Below are 16,864 nucleotides of genomic sequence, written 5' to 3'. Positions count from 1 at the left end.
CAACGGAAGTGTCATCCCGCTGTTTAAAAGACAGATTGAAAGCGGCGGACCGGTAACTGTGACACATAAGGATATCATACGGTACTTTATGACCATACCGGAGGCGGTCAGCCTGGTGATACAGGCAGGAGCCTATGCAAAGGGCGGGGAAATATTTGTCCTGAACATGGGAAATCCGGTCCGGATTCTGGACATGGCCGAGAACCTGATCCGTTTGTCCGGCTATGAGCCGTACAAGGACATTGATATCTGCTTTACCGGACTCAGACCCGGGGAAAAACTGTATGAGGAGCTGCTCATGGATGAAGAAGGTCTCCAGAAGACGGAGAATGAGCGCATTTTCATAGGAAAGCCCATAGAAATGGATTATGACAGGTTTGAGCGGGCGCTTTACCGTTTGGGGGAGGCTGCCAAAAGCGAGACAGGAAACGTACGCCAGCTGGTACATGAACTGGTGCCGGAATACCATTACAAGGGTATGGACTCAGATCTTGCTGCCGCAGAGGCTGCAGCGGGTCGGGAATCCGGTGTTGTGGCTTTGAACGCAGACCGGTTGACCGGGCATAAGAAGGTTGCAATGTATCAATTGGGATTAAAGTAGGATGAAAAGGGTATGAAAGCAGAATTGTCGCTTTGCCGCATTCTGAGGTCATACCTGTTATATTGTTACTCTCAGTGGACAAGGGGACACATGCCGCAGAAGCGCAAATCTGTGGCGCAAAGCCGTGTGTCCCCTTGTCCACTTAGGGTAAGCCTTTTTCTATGGAAAGATTGCCGGATCCTTTGGAGAAACGTAAGGCGGCAGGTCTTGTCCATGGGATGGCGGAGCATGCCCTTTTGAAAGGTATATTCTCCCGGAGTATATATAGGACAAGTGGAGGAGACAGTAGTGGAAGATTGGTATGCAGTGCAGGTAAGAACTGGCAGGGAAAGAACTGTGGTACTGTTAAGCCAAAAAATTGCAGACAGAGCTGTGTTGAAAGAATGCTTTATTCCGTACTGTGAACGCATGAAGCGTTATCAGGGAAAATGGCATGTAGAACATCATATTCTATTCCCTGGATATGTTTTTATGGTTACAGGGCAGGTGGAGAAACTGTTTTGGGAGTTAAAGAAGTTATCGGGTTTTGCAAAAATTCTAGGGAATGGAGTTGACTTTATTCCTATAAGTCAGGAAGAAAAGTCGCTTCTTCTGCATATAGGAGGAGAAGGCCACCAGTCGGGAATGTCCCAGGGAGTTATTGAAGGAGATACGGTGATTATCACATCCGGTCCGTTGACAAAGCTGAGTGGGGAGATTACTTATATTGACAGACATAAGCGTCTGGCAATGGTGAGGGTGGAGATGTTCGGCAGGTTAATGGATGTGAAATTAGGACTGGAAATTGTACATAAGGAATAAGAAGGAGAATGAATGTTGTGGGAAAAATTAAAGATTACAGAAGTATACCTTTCAGCCCGCCTGATATCACAGACGCTGAAATCAATGAGGTGGTGGATGCACTAAAATCCGGGTGGATCACAACAGGGCCTAAAACAAAAGAATTGGAGCGGCTTGTTGCGCAGCGCAGCGGGACGTCAAAGGCAGTCTGTCTGAACTCCAATACTGCCTGTGCTGAAATGACCCTTCGTATTCTTGGTATTGGTCCCGGTGATGAGGTGATCGTCCCGGCGTATACATATACGGCTTCCGCCTCTGTGGTGGAACATGTAGGTGCAGATTTGGTACTTATTGACTGTGAACCCGGACGCTTTACAGTGGATTATGACAAATTGGAGGCCGCTGTTACGGAGAGGACTAAAGTAATTGTTCCGGTGGACTTGTTTGGCATACCGGCGGACTATGAGCGTATCATGGAAATTGTGGAGAAGAAAAGACCGCTTTTTACTCCTTCTGCCAACCCTATTGTAAAGGCAATCGGCCGCGTGATCGTTATGGCAGATGGTGCTCATTCATTTGGTTCCATCTATAAAGGAAGACCTACTGCCTGTTATCCGGACTTTATAAATTACAGTTTTCATGCTGTGAAAAATCTGACCACAGCTGAAGGCGGGGCGGTTACATGGCGGGATATCCCGGGAGTTGATAACGAGGAACTGTACCATCAGTATATGCTGATAAGCCTTCACGGACAAAGTAAGGATGCCCTTTCAAAGACAAAGCCGGGCTCGTGGGAATATGATATAGTCGCTCCCTGGTATAAATGTAATATGACAGATGTACATGCAGCCATCGGGCTGGGGCAAATAAGACGATATGATGCCATACTCGACCGCAGGAAATCTATCATCGAGCAGTATGACCGCGCATTTAAAAGCCTTCCGGTAAAGGTAGAGAAACATTACACAGAGGAATATTCCAGTTCAGGGCACTTGTATATCATAAGGCTGTTCCATAAGAATGGAGCTGCTGTAGAAAATGAGGTCAGGAATGACTTTATAACCAAATTAGCTGGATTAGGAATTTCGGCTAATGTCCATTATAAGCCGCTGCCCATGCACACAGGATACAGGTTACTTGGGTTTGACTGTAAGGATTATCCGAATGCATGTAACCAATTCCAGAATGAAGTGACCCTGCCTCTGCACACTTGCCTGGGAGAAGAGGATGTAGAATATGTGATTGAATGCGTTAAGGCGGTATGCAAAGAACTGCTGGAATAAGGCTGTAAAAGGACAGGAATATACTATGTACAAAAAACATATAAAACGCTGGCTGGATTTTCTGCTTGCGCTGATGGTAATGCCATTTGTTCTGCTTTTGATTATCATAATGGCACCGTTCATATATTTATCGGATCCAGGACCGGTTTTTTATAACGGAAAGAGGAGAGGGAAAGATGGAGTTCCCTTTAAAATGTTTAAGTTTCGATCCATGTATGTAAATTCGCCGGATATCAGAAATTCTGATGGATCCACCTTTAATGGGGATCGAGATCCACGAGTGACAAAGATTGGCAGATTCATGAGAAAAACCTCAATTGATGAAATGCCGCAGCTGTTAAATGTTTTATTGGGAGATATGAGTTTTGTGGGACCAAGGCCTACATTGGCAACAAAACCATTTGATGAAGTGGAAGAAGAAAGAAAAAGACGGTATGATGTACGTCCCGGCATAACAGGGTACGCGCAGGCGTATTATCGAAACTCAATTTCACAGGAGGACAAATTTAAATATGATCTGTATTACGTGAATCATATATCTTTTGTGCTGGATATGAAGATACTGTTTAAAACAGTGATGTCCGTACTAATGCGAGAGAATATTTATGTTTCCAGAGAGAATGCCGTGGGTCATGGCGGCAATGAAAAGGAGACCATACATAAATGAAACGATTGTTAATAATTGGTGCCTCTATATTACAGCTTCCAGCCATTGAAACGGCAAAGAAGATGGGACTATATGTGGGAGTTGCGGATTTTGATCCCACAGCAGTGGGAATTCCCTATGCGGATCGGTATTTTAATATCAGCACCATTGATGAAGAGGGGATCTATCAGGCGGCAAAAGAAATGGAAGCTGATGGTATCATGACATTGGCTACGGATATGCCAATGCGTTCTGTGGCGTATGCTTCTCAGCGGTTGGGACTTGTAGGAATATCCTACGATACGGCAATCAAGGCCACGGATAAGGGCGAGATGATCAAAGCTTTTGAAGCTGCGGGAGTGGAGCATCCCTGGTACTTTATCTTGACAGACATAAGGGACCTGGAGCATGTGGCAGATAATATAATATATCCCTGTATCAGCAAGCCGGTGGACAATGCCGGAAGCAGAGGTGTTATGCTGATCAAATGCAGAGAGGAGTTAAAGGAAGCGGTTCGGTACAGCTTTGCAAATGGGCGCAGGGGCGGAGTCATTATTGAGGAGTATCTGCAGGGAAGTGAAGTTAGCGTTGAGGTCATGGCATTGGAAGGAGACATACATATCCTTCAGGTAACAGACAAACTGACAACCGGGGCTCCCCACTTTGTGGAGATGGGGCACAGCCAGCCAAGCTGTCTGGGAAAGAAAGCTGTTGATTCTATTAAGGACCTTGCGGTCAGAGCAGTCAAGTCCCTGGGAATCTATAACGGTCCGGCTCATGTGGAGATCATGCTGACTGAGGCGGGTCCCAGGCTCATTGAACTGGGAGCCAGAATGGGAGGAGATTGTATAACTACTCACCTTGTTCCACTGTCTACCGGAATCGATATGGTGGAACTTGCAATCAGGATCTCTCTTGGGGAAAAGCCTGATATTGGGCCGGTATACGAGAAGGGCTCTGCAATTCGGTATTTTAAGGCTCGGCCTGGGAAAATAAAGAAAGTATCCGGTATAGAAGATGCAAAGAAACTATATGGAATTTATCAGATTACCTTGATTAAGAAACCAGGAGATGTGATAGGAGAAATTGGCAGCAGTGTGGACCGCATTGGATATGTAATATCCCAGGCAGATAATGCAGAATCTGCAGTACGATGCTGTGAGCGTGCAATAGAGGGGATCACTATTACGGTAGAAGAACAGAGCGAGAATGGATAATGGCGGTAAAGCAAATGGAGATTGATAATCAGGAATTTCGGGACAAACGTCTGCTGGTGTTAGGCGGAACATCTGCATCACTGGATCTGGTCAGGCTGGCGCGGACAATGGGTGCATATGTTATTGTTACAGATGAGGCGGATGTGAGCCAGAGGATTTCCAAACAAATTGCAGATGAGGCAGCTATGGTTAGTACGGATGACATACCGGGACTGATACAGCTTGTGAAAGATAAAAAAATAGATGGGGCGTTCTGCGGCCCAAGTGAATTTAATCTAAAAAATTTAATAGAGCTTTGTGATCAGTCAGGACTTCCCTGTTATGCATCACCAAAACAGTGGGAACTATGTTCCAATAAGAAAATATTTAAGGAATACTGCATTAAAAATAAAGTTCCCACAGCACAAGAATATTCCATTGACAGGTTTACGAGAGACGGGCAGGATCACGGGGTTGAGTATCCTCTTATTGTTAAACCTGTGGACGGATGCAGTTCCAAAGGAATATCCATATGTAATAACAGGGAAGAGGTGACAAGGGCTTATGAAGCGGCTCTGGCTGCATCAGTGTCCAGGCATGCCGTAATAGAGCAATATATTGATAATGGAGGTGAGATATTCAGCTTCCGTTATATTTTGGATGAGGGTGCTTATGATCCGTATCTGACCTTTGATACATATATTGCCGATCCAGTTAATAAGAAATATCTGATCAGTGCATTTACCTGCTTTCCCTCCAAACACACGGAGGCATTTCTCCATGACCTGGACCCAAATGTCCGGAATATGTTTGAGGACATGGGATTAAAAAATGGAGTGGCATTTATACAGTCCATTCCCTATAAAGGGAAAATATACTGCCATGAGATGGGGTACCGGCTTAGTGGTGGAATGATCTATAAGATCACGGAACCGCTTATGGGAATCAATGATATGAAAATGATGCTTCGCTATGCACTTGGCGGAACAATGGTCAGACCGGAAGAAATAAAAAAAATTCGGTTAGATTATGAGGACATTGTTATGGCACAATTGATGATCCCTCTGGACAGCGGAACCATAGGCTCTATTGAAGGACTTGATGAAATCATGAAAATGGAATGCATTGTGGATTTTCTTCAATATTACAAATCAGGGGACACCATTGGTCCCGAGGTTATGGGAACCTTGGGACAGCACTTTGGACGGTTTACCCTGAAAGCCTTTAATAGGGAAGACATGAAGACCGCCGTACAGATGATCCAGAGCAAACTGCTTGTGAGGAATACGCTGGGGCAGGATATGTATTCCATGAAATTTGATATGGGAAGATGCGGATGGTAGGGAAAGGAAAAGCAGACGGATGAATGATACAACATCAAAAACAAGTACAGCAATTTTTTTACATGGAATCATGGAGTTGTTCAGAAAGGATATTCCACAATCTGTACTTGATAAGGCGAGATTATCATTGGCTGATTATATAGGTGTGACCCTTGCCGGAGCAACGGTAATGAGGGATAAGATCGAAAGATATGTACAACAGGAACAGCTAGAACCCGGTGAAATAAAGGCTATTGGCATGGATCAGGGAATGAATTTGAAGGATGCTGTCTTTTTTAATGGTCTGAATGGGCATGCATTAGATTTTGATGACGGTACCAACACAGGTATTATCCATTTGGGCTCTCCTATTTTTTCTGTATTATTGCCGTTAGCCCAAAAGTATAAAGTTGACAGTACAAAGTTTTTGGAAGCGGCGGTAATTGGGTACGAAACATCATTTACAATGGCAGCATCCATTCAGCCGACACATAAAGAGCTGGGATATCACGCAACAGGAACCTGCGGAGTCCTTGGTATTTCCCTTGCTGTAGCATATATGCTGGATTTTACTGAGGAGCAGGCCCAAAATGCTTTTTCAATTGCATGTGTCTCTGCAACCGGAATGTTAAGCGTATTGGACGACCATTCTGAATTAAAACCATATAATGTTGCAAAAAGTGCCTTGCTCGGTTTGATATCCATACAGATGGCCAGAATGGGGTTTTTAGGTCATTCAGATCCTCTTGGCGGGGGCCGGGGATATCTGAAAATGATGACAGGAGAAGCATTGGTTGATTTTAAGCAGCCTCATCTAAATGGAACTTATGCTATAGAAAAAACATATACAAAACCATATGCGGCTTGCCGATATTGCCATCCTGCAATTGAGGCAGCTATTACCCTGAGAGAAAAATATAGAATTATTGCATCAGAGGTTTCGGCCATCCATGTCAAAACCTATTATTGGGCTGTCAATAAACATGACCATACAGATATTTCAGGAGTTTCTTCTGCTAAAATGAGTATTCCTTATGGAATTGCGGTAGGCTTGATCTATGGAAAGGCTGGCCTTTCAGAATATACAATGGAGCAGGTGAAAAATAGGACGATCTTAGACTTGACATCAAAGGTGTCTGTAGAATCAGATGATGAACTGACTGCCCAGTTTCCGGCAGTCACAGCGGCAGTTCTCACGCTGACAACTAAGTCAGGTCAGGAGTTTATGGAACGCGTGGATTTCCCTAAGGGAGAACCTGAAAATCCGATGACTGAAAAGGAGTTTACAGAACGATTTATAGAATTAGCGGTATACGGAGGGAAAAAAAGGGAGGAGTCAGCAGAAATGCTTGAATTCATCAAAAAGATGGACGGATGTATGGATAGATTATATCAGTATCTTTAATGAGAACGGAGGAATAAAAATATGCCGTCATGTGTAAATCTGGTTCTCGGGACCATGACATTTGGTGAGCAGGTCTTTGGGGAAAATGCAGCAGAGATGGTGGATCGTTTTCTTTCATACGGATACCGGGAATTGGATACCGCCTATGTTTATAACAATGGGGAGTGTGAACGGATTCTCGGTGCGGTGCTAAAAGGGAGAGAGCGGGGCGCGTTCAAATTGTCAACCAAGGTAAATCCAAGGGTAACCGGGAGACTGGATAAATACGCGGTGCTCACCCAACTGAATACATCACTGGACAGATTGGGACTTGACAAGGTGGACACTCTTTATCTCCATTTTCCTGATCCCGACACGCCGGTGGAATCCGCATTGGAGGGCTGCGCCCAGTTGTACGATGAAGGAAAGTTCGGTGAATTAGGACTGAGCAATTTTCCGGCATGGATGGTGTCTGAAGTTTACAATATCTGTAAAATGCATGGGTGGATGCTGCCCGGGGTTTATGAAGGTTTGTATAATCCTCTCAGCCGTTTTGCCGAACGCGAGTTGGACCAGGCCCTTAGTTATTATGGGATGAGATTCTATGCCTATAATCCTTTGGCAGGCGGTATGCTAACCAGTAAATATTCAGGTAAAGACAGAACAATAAAAGAAGGCCGTTTTATCAACAGGCCCAATTACCAGCAGCGGTACTGGAAGGATTCCTATTTTGATGCGGTAGATAAAATCAAAGAGATATGTGCCTCTTACTGCATGGACGCTGCGGAGGCGGCCTACAGATGGCTTGTGCATCACTCCATGCTGAAAGCAGAAAGAGGGGATGCGGTCATTGTGGGGGCATCGAGGCTGACACAGCTGGAACAGAATATGCAGGCAGCGGCCGGAGGAAAACTACCGGATGATGTTGTGGAGGCGGTCAATCATGCCTGGGAAATCAGCAGAGTGGATGCACCGGAATATTTTAAATATTATGAACCGAAGAAATAAAGTGGAGGCGAAAAATGATTAATCCGGCAAGATTTTTAAACGTGCTGCAATCAGAAGGGGTTGAGTTTTTTACAGGAGTTCCGGATTCTTACCTGAATGGATTCTGTAATTATCTGTTGGGGAATGTTCCGAATAATAAACATGTGATTGCTGCCAATGAGGGGAATGCTGTGGGAATTGCTTCCGGCTATTATTTCAGTACTAATACCATGGCGCTGGTATATATGCAGAATTCAGGGATGGGAAATGCCCTGAATCCAATCATCTCACTGGCGGACAGGCATGTGTACCGTGTACCGATGGTGCTTTTGATCGGATGGCGCGGAGAACCGGGAAGCGGTGACCATCCTCAGCATCAAATGCAAGGGGAAATAACAGTAAAGACATTAGAAATGCTGGATATCCCTTATGTGATCGCGGAAGACGATGATGACAGGCTGGAGGAACAGACAAGATGGGCGGTCGAAACTGCAAAAAACAGCTGTAATCCAGTTGCGATCATTGGAAGAAAGGGTGTATTTGCAGGTGAGAAGAAGTCAAATATGACAGATTCAAGATATCCGTTAAGCAGGGAGGACGCAATTGAAATAATTCTTGATACAATGCCGGCAGATACTATCTATACAGCTACCACAGGAAGAGCGACCAGAGAACTTTATTTCTTAAGAGAGCGCAGAGGGGAAGGACATGGATATGATTTTTTGAATGTTGGGTCCATGGGGCATGCATCCTCTGTTGCATTGGGAATTGCACTTGCCCATAAAAACCGCAGGGTGATCTGCCTGGATGGAGATTCTGCTGCTCTTATGCACATGGGAGCATTTTCCATGGCTGGAAAAATCGATGTGCCCAATATGATGCATATCATTCTTAATAATGGCGCCCATGAGTCTGTGGGAGGACAGCCCTCCGCAGGACATTTGGTGGACTTTACCCGGATTGCGGAAGGATCCGGATATCTGACAATGGGGCATCCGGCCGAGGATAAGGAAGAACTGGTAAATGCATTGAGAATACTGTCTTCACAGCAGAAAACTTCTTTTATTGATGTGAGAATCCACAAAGGATTGAAAAACAATCTTCCGCCTTTAAAAATATCACATCAGGGGCTGATTGCAGAATTAATGGAAGAATTACAAACAAAAAAAATTGACATACGGAGGGATTGATCGTGCAGAAGACAAGAGCTTTTTTGAAATCAATAGGAATGCCGGAAGGGGATGCTTATCATCTGCCCACATCGGAAAAACGTTTTGCTGATGGAGCTCAGTATCGTTTTGAGGTTCCGGGTATTCAGGGGCCGAAGGTTATGGAGGCCCTTTTGGAAGCAATGGACCAGTACGGTATAGCCCTGCACCGTGTCACGCAGACCAAGGGAATTATGATGCTTACGGACCAAGAGATCATGGAAATGGTACGGTTGTCCAAGCAGGCGCAGACAGATTTGATCCTTGCAATAGGACCGCGGGCTACTACAGATACCAGTGCATCAGTCAACACTCCGGAAGGCGTACGGATGGGATACCGTCTTCGCGGCCAGGAGCAGGTGGTCCGGGCAGTGGAGGATGTAAAGAGAGCAGCAGCATTTGGCTGCCGTTCATTTCTTGTATATGATGAGGGCTGCCTGTGGCTTCTTAATGAAATGAGAAAATCCAGAGAGATCCCAACCGATTGCCGCTTTAAGATATCCGCACATGCCGGGCATGGAAATCCGTGCTCCGCAAAGCTTCTAGAGCTGATCGGAGCTGATTCCATTAATCCGGTCCGGGATATCCAGCTTCAGATGCTGGCTTCCATGCGGCAGGCAATTGACATTCCCATTGACATCCACACGGAAAATCCCAAATCTACAGGCGGATTCATCCGTCATTATGAAGTGCCGGAAATGATACGTGTAGCTGCCCCGATTTATTTGAAAACCGGAGGTTCTGTTGCACAGACCCACAGTTGGGAATCCTCGGCGGATGATGCGAAAAAACGCGCAAAACAGGTATCTCTTGTGAAAAGAATGATCGATACATATTACCCAGAGGCAATTAGCTCAGAGAAAGGTTCTATTAGGTGACAAAAGATGAGACATCATAAATATAATCCGGATTTTAAGTTTGTAAAACAACCAGAAGAATTTAATAAATACACAGACAGAGAGGTCCTGCAGTATTGTCTTGGGGCTACTATGTACATGCCCGGGACAAAAGATTTTTCACAGAAAATACTGGATCACCAGCTGCCGGGCCTTACCTCCATGGTGTTCTGTTTTGAAGATGCCTGCCCGGAGGGAAGGGTTGAGGAAGCGGAAAAGAATGTGATCCATGTTCTGGATGTACTTGCAACCGCGCTTGACAACGGTTCCCTGACTTATGATGATCTGCCGCTTATTTTCTGCCGTGTCAGGAGTCAGGAGCAGTTCATCCGTTTTGCAGGGCAATTGACAAAGCATCATGTGAAAGCCCTGACAGGTATCAATTTCCCCAAATTTAATGCCCACAATGGAAATGTATATATGTTCTATCTAAAGCAGCTCAATGAAAAATTCGGAGAGATTCTTTATGGAATGCCGATTATTGAGGACCCAGAGGTTGCATTTAAGGAAAACCGGATAACAGAACTTATGGGTATAAAAGAAATCCTTGATAAATATAGAGAACTTGTTCTACAGGTACGTGTAGGAGCCACGGATTTTTCATCCTGTTTTGGTGTGCGCAGAGGTGTAGATTATTCAATCTATGATATTTTGACGGTCCGTGAAATCTTATCCGATATTATCAATGTGTTTGGACGAAATAATAACTATGTTATTTCCGGCCCGGTGTGGGAATATTTCCGTGCCAGCAAACAGATGATGTTTGAGGAACTGCCAAGCTATGATATTGAGGACTGCCTGCTCAAGAGGATACCGATTGTCAATACGGAGATAGATGGATTGTTAAGGGAAGTCATTATTGATAAGGCGAACGGCTTTGTTGGAAGGACAGTGATCCATCCCACCCATATTAAATATGTAAATGCCATGCAGGCCGTAACAAAGGAGGAGTACCAGGATGCTGTAAATATCCTCCAAAGTGGCGGGAGCGGGGTATTTAAGGGAGAGAGCGGAAATAAGATGAATGAGGTAAAACCACATACCAATTGGGCAACCAAAATTTATATGAAATCCCGTGCCTATGGCGTTATTGAAAATGAAAACAGCTACATTAAACTCTTCTCTCCCCAGTCTGAAGCTTGACAAAAGGAGAACAGAATGAAAACACTGACAACACCAATATCAGAAGAGGCAGCAGCCCAATTACATACAGGTGACATGATTTTGATTACCGGGAGGATTTACTGCGGCAGAGATGCGGTGCTTCCTAAAATTTGCAGACTGATTGAGAAGAATGCCCTGGGTCAATATGGCATTGATCTGCAGGGAAGCGTAATCTTCCACACGGCAGTGAGTCCTGCAGGGGTAGGTCCTACCTCAAGCAATAAACTTGAAATTGAGGAAAGTTTTCCCGCATTGTCAAAAGCAGGAGTTAAGATCCATTTGGGAAAGGGTGCAATTGGAAAGAATACGGTTGCAGCTTTGAACCGGTTTAACAGTGTGTACGCGGTTATACCTCCGGTTACAGCGCTGCTTGGTGAAAACATGGTATCCTGCAGATTGGCTGCATTTCCGGAACTGGGGATGGAGGCTTTTTATGAACTGGTAGTAAAAGAGTATCCGGCAATGATCGGCGCTGCACATGATAAGAGTATCTATTAAGGGAGATTAGGTATGGATTATGATGAAATAATTGTAAATAAGGTATGCAAAACACTTGTCCGTGCCGGTTCAGCCTTTCTTCCCGATAAAATGGCAGCATATGAGAGGGCGGTCCAGAGAGAGACAAATGAACAGGCAAAGTGGACAATGGAGATGATCCTTCAGAACGCCCTGATTGCTGAAAAGAATGCCAGTCCATTATGTGATGATACAGGTATACCTCACCTGCTTTTGGAAATAGGACCTGACAGAGCAGTAACCGGCCGCATAATGGAGTCTATTGAGGAAGGCGTGAAACAGGGATTAAGAACTTTGCCTGGCCGCCCGATGGCTGTAAGAGGTGATGACTGCGACCGGATCAGCCAGGCATTGGGCATGGAGGAGGATCCAGGGGCCCTAAAATCAGCCCCGATTCTCATAAGAACAATTGAAGAAGATGTGATAAGGCTTCATGTGATGATGTTTGGAGGCGGACCCGCGATCAGGGCAAAGACTTACCGAGTATTTCACAAGCATAGTGTTCAGACTGTACTGGACGAGATTGTGTCCTGGGCCACAGATTCTACGGCTTTGCTTGGTTGTACACCATGTACCATTGCAGTGGGCGTGGGGCGCTCCCATTATGAGGCGGCGTCCCTGATGCTTCAGGCCCTTGTAGATGGAACCTATGACAGGCAAAGCAGCATGGAGAAGGAGATAACCGACAGGGTTAATGCTGCCGGGATCGGTCCACTGGGACTTGGCGGAAAGACAACGGTTTTGGCTACATTTATGAAAGTTGGACCACAGAGAGCCAGCGGTGTAAGGATAGTCTGTATGAGACCATGCTGCTGTTTTGAGCCAAGAATTGCGGCGGTAGAATTATAGAGAGACATGGAATCTGTCGGTATCATAGCAGTGGGAAAGGAAATTTATGGCAAAAGTATCAATAATCGTACCCGTTTATAATGCGGAAAAGACACTGGTCCGGTGTTTAGAGAGTATTGTGGGACAGACTTATCTGGACAGGGAGATCATTCTAGTAAATGATGGGTCCACGGATAACAGTCAGGCAATCTGTGAGGAATTCGGACGTAAATGGCAGGAGATATGCTTGATCACCCAGAAGAATGCGGGGCCTGCTTCCGCACGCAATACAGGTATCGATAATGCCACAGGCAAATACATCGCCTTTATTGATGCAGATGACTATGCAGAAACAACAATGATCGAAGCCATGGTCCATGCAGCAGAGGCTAACCGGGCGGAGATGGTGATCTGCGGATATTATCAGGAATTGTCAGGGAATGTCTGTGAACATAAATTTGCGTATGATCCTGGTTTATATGAGGGAGAGCATGCCAGGAAGATTGGGATCGATCTGATCAGTGATGTGTCTGACACAAGAATTCCACCGTATTCCTGGGTGCGCATGGTTCTGCGCAGCGTTTTGGAGCATCCTAAGATGCGTTATCCGGCGGGCATGGTACGAAGCGAAGACTATTACTTTTATGTTCAGCTTCATTTTCGTATTAACAGACTGTATTTGCTTACCGATCAACCCTTATACCATTATATGGAGGTCAATGAATCTATCACACATCGATATGTTAAGGAATATTGGAAGTCGGTGAAGGAAATCTATCTGGGGTTAAAGGAGAAGCTTCCGGAACAGAGCGATATAAGGGCCCGGTTAGATATTATGCTTATTCAGCGATCTTTAATTGCGCTGAATAATTCCAGCAGGTATAGGGATAAAAAAGTGTTTAAAAGAGAGATAACGGAGATAACCAAAGATCGTCTTTTGAATTCTGTGATTAAAAAAATGCCGTTAAGTGAAGGAATCAGACAGTTTGGAACATATTATATTTTGATGAGGACCAGAGTATATTTCCTGGTGTTTGGCCGGTATTTAATTAAATACTATAAACATAATGTATAATTTCCTGCACAGGTCAGGCGGAGGGATATATGCTCAAAGTAAATGAAAAAGACTTTAAAATATTTATGTTTTTGTTCCTGTTGTTTTCTCTTTTTGGCTTATACATATTGGCAGCAGAAAAGTACTCCCTGCTGATCATTTTGCCCTGTATTGTATTTGCGGGCGGTATCTTATATGCTGTGCGATCCTTTTATGATAACATTTTTTTGTTTTGTTTCTTATTGTGCCTGTTCACCTTTTTGCTGTGCGGCCAGGTTATCAATAAGTTCATGCACGTATACGGTTATAACTTTTCAAATGAAATAGAGATGCATGCAGATATAGTGCTGTTAATCAGTCTGATCGGCCTGCTCTCAGGATATATAATCACGAACCACTGCAGCAAAAATAAATCGGGAAAAGCCCGGGTTGCCTACAACACCAGTTATTGTAAAAGTATTCGGTATATTAGTAAACTGTATTTCTATGCAACATATCTGCTGTGGATCTTGACTTTATTGGATACAATCCTCTATGTTGTACAGTATGGCTATGCCAGTTATTATCTTTCATACTCAAGCAGAATACCTGCTCTTATACGGGAAATCGGATATATGGCTCCTGTAGCATTATACATTTTTCTGGCTGCGATGCCCGGAAAAAAGGAAGCAAGGCTGCCGCTTATCATGTATATTTTGTATTCCCTGCTGTCATTGGGGACAGGCAGGCGGATACATTTTATGACGGGTTTATTGTTTGTTTTTGCATATATGATGTTTAGAAATGTTATCTGTCCGGAAGAGGAACCATGGATCAGCAAAAAAACAATTATCGGTATTTGTATTGCAGTTCCAGTTTTACTGGGATCCATGTATATATTTGAATATGTGAGATCAGAGTATTCAGTTGGAACCGCATCTCAATATTCACCGGTAGCAGGATTCTTTATACGGCAGGGGACCTCGATCAATGTGATAAAATACACAGAACTGTTTAAGGACCGCCTTAACCCGGAAGCTCATTATTCTTTGTATAATACAATGCAATGGTTACAGGGAAACATTATTGACAAATTTTTGGATCTGGATCTGTCGTTTCAGTTCGGAAAACAGTCTAAAAGTACTGCATCCTATGGAACGTATTTGGCGGATTTTGTATCATATAATGCCAATGCCTCCATCTATTTGGCCGGTATGGGGTATGGGTCGTGCTACATTGAAGAACTATATGTGGATTTTGGGTATATGGGTGTGTTTTTAGGTAATGTGTTATATGGATTTCTATTGTGCAAGCTTTTGAGGAATGCCTCATCCCAACGCAATATCTGGCTGACTGCAATTGGTTTTTTTATGGTAAATGAGTTGTTTAAGGCGCCACGTGCAACCTTTGACGCATTTTTTGGACGGTTCCTATATTTCAGCTATTGGGGACCCATTGTACTGATATATATATTTGTTACATTGAATCATCGGAGACGGAGTACGAACAATGCCAGGAGAATACAGCGAGATGGAGGATGGATAGCAGAAAGGGAGCAAAGGGGTCGATGAGCAAAAAGAAATCATTAGGAATCAACGCGGTATTAAATGGAATACGGACCCTGCTCAATATGCTGTTCCCCCTGATCACATTTCCGTATGTATCAAAAGTACTCCAAGTGGAGAATATTGGGAAATATAATTTTGCCGCCTCGGTGAACAATTATTTTCTGCTTTTGGCGGCCCTGGGAATCTCTACTTATGCCATAAGAGAAGGAACAAAATTCCGGGATAACGGGAGAAAATTCGATAGGTTTGCCAGTGAAATATTTTCAATTAATATGGTGTCCACCCTGGTGGCGTATGTGCTTTTGTTTGCCTGTATTTTTGTTGTGCCCAAGTTCCGGGGTTATATGGTGATTATTCTGGTGTTCAGTATTGAAATTATCTTCACAACACTGGGAACTGAATGGATCTATTCCATATTTGAGGAATACGCCTATATTACGGTCAGGAGTATCCTGTTTAAAGTTATTTCCATTGTACTGCTTCTTCTATTTGTGAAAGCGCCGGATGACTATATTGTGTATGCAGCCATTACTGTTTTTGCCAATGCCGGATCGAATATCCTGAACTTCATACGTGCTAGGCGTTACTGTGATATAAGGCTGACCCTGCATTGTAACTGGGGGAGGCATTTGGCTCCCATATTAGTCATATTTGCATCATTGGCAGCAACTTCTATTTATGTAAATTCAGATACCACAATGTTGGGATTTATGGCATCTGATTATGAGGTGGGTATTTATTCGGTTTCATCTAAGATATACAGAATTGTTAAGCAGATGTTGTCCGCAATCCTGATTGTCTCAATTCCCAGGCTGGCACTGCTGATGGGACAAAGACGTATGAGGGAATACCGGAAAACATTAACGCAGATTTTTAATATACTGACAATGCTTGTTCTGCCCGCGGTGGTAGGTTTGTTTATACTGAGTAAAGAGATTGTGCTTCTGATTTCTAGTTCTGCCTATATAAGGGCTGTCAGTTCGCTGCGCCTGTTAAGCATAGCCCTTATATTCTGCATATTTGGCTGGATTTTTAACCAATGCGTTTTGATCCCTGCCAAAAAAGAAAAGGTTGTTTTAGCTGCAACTGTTATCAGTGCAATCGCAAATATTGTAATCAATTTTTTCTTAATACCAATATGGAAGGAAAATGCAGTTGCCTTTTCAACGGTTATAGCAGAGGCGATCATGATGATCATCTGCTCTTTTTACGGCTTACGGATCATAAAGTTAAATTACGGGATAAGGAACAATATGATTACAGTGATTCTTGGGTGTATGGTTATTTCAGTTATCTGTGTATCTATTCAGAGACTTAACCTTTCTGCTGCATGGACTCTGATTCTTAGTGTGTTTGCATCAGTACTGGGCTACGGTATATCGCTGATTGTTTTCCGAAACCGTGTTGTATTAAATTTTGTATATAAAATGTATTCCCATATTATGTAATTAA

16 protein-coding genes are annotated in these 16,864 nt (G+C 43.9%); all 16 read left to right on the top strand.

The window, feature by feature from the left end:
• Nucleotides 1-601, top strand: a 601-nt coding sequence (locus HMPREF9469_RS10025; protein ID WP_007861524.1) for a polysaccharide biosynthesis protein, incomplete at its 5' end; no start/stop codon positions are given.
• 288 nt (nucleotides 602-889) lie between these two features.
• Nucleotides 890-1,402 carry an antiterminator LoaP gene (gene loaP / locus HMPREF9469_RS10020; RefSeq protein ID WP_007861517.1) on the top strand — a complete coding sequence of 171 codons (513 nt, stop codon included), beginning with the start codon at nucleotides 890-892 and terminating at the stop codon, nucleotides 1,400-1,402.
• A 17-nt stretch (nucleotides 1,403-1,419) separates the two neighbouring features.
• Nucleotides 1,420-2,664 carry a DegT/DnrJ/EryC1/StrS family aminotransferase gene (locus HMPREF9469_RS10015; RefSeq protein ID WP_007861515.1) on the top strand — a complete coding sequence of 415 codons (1,245 nt, stop codon included), beginning with the start codon at nucleotides 1,420-1,422 and terminating at the stop codon, nucleotides 2,662-2,664.
• A 25-nt stretch (nucleotides 2,665-2,689) separates the two neighbouring features.
• Complete coding sequence (locus HMPREF9469_RS10010; RefSeq protein ID WP_007861513.1) at nucleotides 2,690-3,331, top strand: sugar transferase; 642 nt, start codon at nucleotides 2,690-2,692, stop codon at nucleotides 3,329-3,331.
• Nucleotides 3,328-4,527, top strand: coding sequence for an ATP-grasp domain-containing protein (locus HMPREF9469_RS10005; RefSeq protein ID WP_007861512.1), 1,200 nt, complete (start codon nucleotides 3,328-3,330; stop codon nucleotides 4,525-4,527). Before HMPREF9469_RS10010 ends, HMPREF9469_RS10005 begins: the two co-directional genes overlap by 4 nt.
• Before the next feature lie 14 nt (nucleotides 4,528-4,541).
• Complete coding sequence (locus tag HMPREF9469_RS10000) at nucleotides 4,542-5,849, top strand: ATP-grasp domain-containing protein (protein WP_007861511.1); 1,308 nt, start codon at nucleotides 4,542-4,544, stop codon at nucleotides 5,847-5,849.
• Between the two features lie 19 nt (nucleotides 5,850-5,868).
• Nucleotides 5,869-7,233, top strand: coding sequence for an MmgE/PrpD family protein (locus HMPREF9469_RS09995; protein WP_007861510.1), 1,365 nt, complete (start codon nucleotides 5,869-5,871; stop codon nucleotides 7,231-7,233).
• Nucleotides 7,234-7,254: 21 nt separating this feature from the next.
• Complete coding sequence (locus HMPREF9469_RS09990; RefSeq protein ID WP_007861509.1) at nucleotides 7,255-8,220, top strand: aldo/keto reductase family protein; 966 nt, start codon at nucleotides 7,255-7,257, stop codon at nucleotides 8,218-8,220.
• A 14-nt stretch (nucleotides 8,221-8,234) separates the two neighbouring features.
• Nucleotides 8,235-9,389: a phosphonopyruvate decarboxylase gene (gene aepY, locus HMPREF9469_RS09985; protein WP_007861508.1), complete on the top strand. Its 1,155-nt coding sequence runs from the start codon at nucleotides 8,235-8,237 to the stop codon at nucleotides 9,387-9,389.
• A 2-nt stretch (nucleotides 9,390-9,391) separates the two neighbouring features.
• Nucleotides 9,392-10,285: a hypothetical protein gene (locus HMPREF9469_RS09980; RefSeq protein WP_007861507.1), complete on the top strand. Its 894-nt coding sequence runs from the start codon at nucleotides 9,392-9,394 to the stop codon at nucleotides 10,283-10,285.
• Nucleotides 10,286-10,291: 6 nt separating this feature from the next.
• On the top strand, nucleotides 10,292-11,446 hold the full coding sequence (locus tag HMPREF9469_RS09975; protein WP_007861506.1) for an HpcH/HpaI aldolase/citrate lyase family protein: 1,155 nt from the start codon (nucleotides 10,292-10,294) through the stop codon (nucleotides 11,444-11,446).
• Between the two features lie 15 nt (nucleotides 11,447-11,461).
• Nucleotides 11,462-11,965: a fumarate hydratase C-terminal domain-containing protein gene (locus HMPREF9469_RS09970; RefSeq protein ID WP_007861505.1), complete on the top strand. Its 504-nt coding sequence runs from the start codon at nucleotides 11,462-11,464 to the stop codon at nucleotides 11,963-11,965.
• A 12-nt stretch (nucleotides 11,966-11,977) separates the two neighbouring features.
• Nucleotides 11,978-12,832: a fumarate hydratase gene (locus HMPREF9469_RS09965; protein ID WP_007861504.1), complete on the top strand. Its 855-nt coding sequence runs from the start codon at nucleotides 11,978-11,980 to the stop codon at nucleotides 12,830-12,832.
• Between the two features lie 46 nt (nucleotides 12,833-12,878).
• Nucleotides 12,879-13,886, top strand: coding sequence for a glycosyltransferase family 2 protein (locus tag HMPREF9469_RS09960; RefSeq protein WP_007861502.1), 1,008 nt, complete (start codon nucleotides 12,879-12,881; stop codon nucleotides 13,884-13,886).
• Nucleotides 13,887-13,915: 29 nt separating this feature from the next.
• Complete coding sequence (locus HMPREF9469_RS34065) at nucleotides 13,916-15,415, top strand: O-antigen polysaccharide polymerase Wzy family protein (protein WP_007861500.1); 1,500 nt, start codon at nucleotides 13,916-13,918, stop codon at nucleotides 15,413-15,415.
• Nucleotides 15,412-16,860, top strand: coding sequence for a flippase (locus tag HMPREF9469_RS09950; protein ID WP_007861498.1), 1,449 nt, complete (start codon nucleotides 15,412-15,414; stop codon nucleotides 16,858-16,860). The genes HMPREF9469_RS34065 and HMPREF9469_RS09950 overlap by 4 nt, the downstream gene beginning before the upstream one ends.
• The last annotated feature ends 4 nt before the right edge of the window (nucleotides 16,861-16,864 follow it).

Origin of the sequence: [Clostridium] citroniae WAL-17108 (assembly GCF_000233455.1) — a bacterium.
GTDB lineage: Bacteria > Bacillota > Clostridia > Lachnospirales > Lachnospiraceae > Enterocloster > Enterocloster citroniae.
The sequence above is the reverse complement of the archived record's forward strand: the minus strand, read 5'-3'. Positions and strand labels throughout refer to the sequence as shown.

Coding starts and splice junctions, on each gene's coding strand:
- HMPREF9469_RS10010 (WP_007861513.1), top strand. CDS start 2,690: ATGTACAAAAAACATATAAAACGCTGGCTGGATTTTCTGCTTGCGCTG.
- HMPREF9469_RS10005 (WP_007861512.1), top strand. CDS start 3,328: ATGAAACGATTGTTAATAATTGGTGCCTCTATATTACAGCTTCCAGCC.
- HMPREF9469_RS09965 (WP_007861504.1), top strand. CDS start 11,978: ATGGATTATGATGAAATAATTGTAAATAAGGTATGCAAAACACTTGTC.
- HMPREF9469_RS09950 (WP_007861498.1), top strand. CDS start 15,412: ATGAGCAAAAAGAAATCATTAGGAATCAACGCGGTATTAAATGGAATA.
- HMPREF9469_RS10000 (WP_007861511.1), top strand. CDS start 4,542: ATGGAGATTGATAATCAGGAATTTCGGGACAAACGTCTGCTGGTGTTA.
- HMPREF9469_RS09960 (WP_007861502.1), top strand. CDS start 12,879: ATGGCAAAAGTATCAATAATCGTACCCGTTTATAATGCGGAAAAGACA.
- HMPREF9469_RS09995 (WP_007861510.1), top strand. CDS start 5,869: ATGAATGATACAACATCAAAAACAAGTACAGCAATTTTTTTACATGGA.
- HMPREF9469_RS09990 (WP_007861509.1), top strand. CDS start 7,255: ATGCCGTCATGTGTAAATCTGGTTCTCGGGACCATGACATTTGGTGAG.
- HMPREF9469_RS09975 (WP_007861506.1), top strand. CDS start 10,292: ATGAGACATCATAAATATAATCCGGATTTTAAGTTTGTAAAACAACCA.
- HMPREF9469_RS34065 (WP_007861500.1), top strand. CDS start 13,916: ATGCTCAAAGTAAATGAAAAAGACTTTAAAATATTTATGTTTTTGTTC.
- aepY (WP_007861508.1), top strand. CDS start 8,235: ATGATTAATCCGGCAAGATTTTTAAACGTGCTGCAATCAGAAGGGGTT.
- HMPREF9469_RS09970 (WP_007861505.1), top strand. CDS start 11,462: ATGAAAACACTGACAACACCAATATCAGAAGAGGCAGCAGCCCAATTA.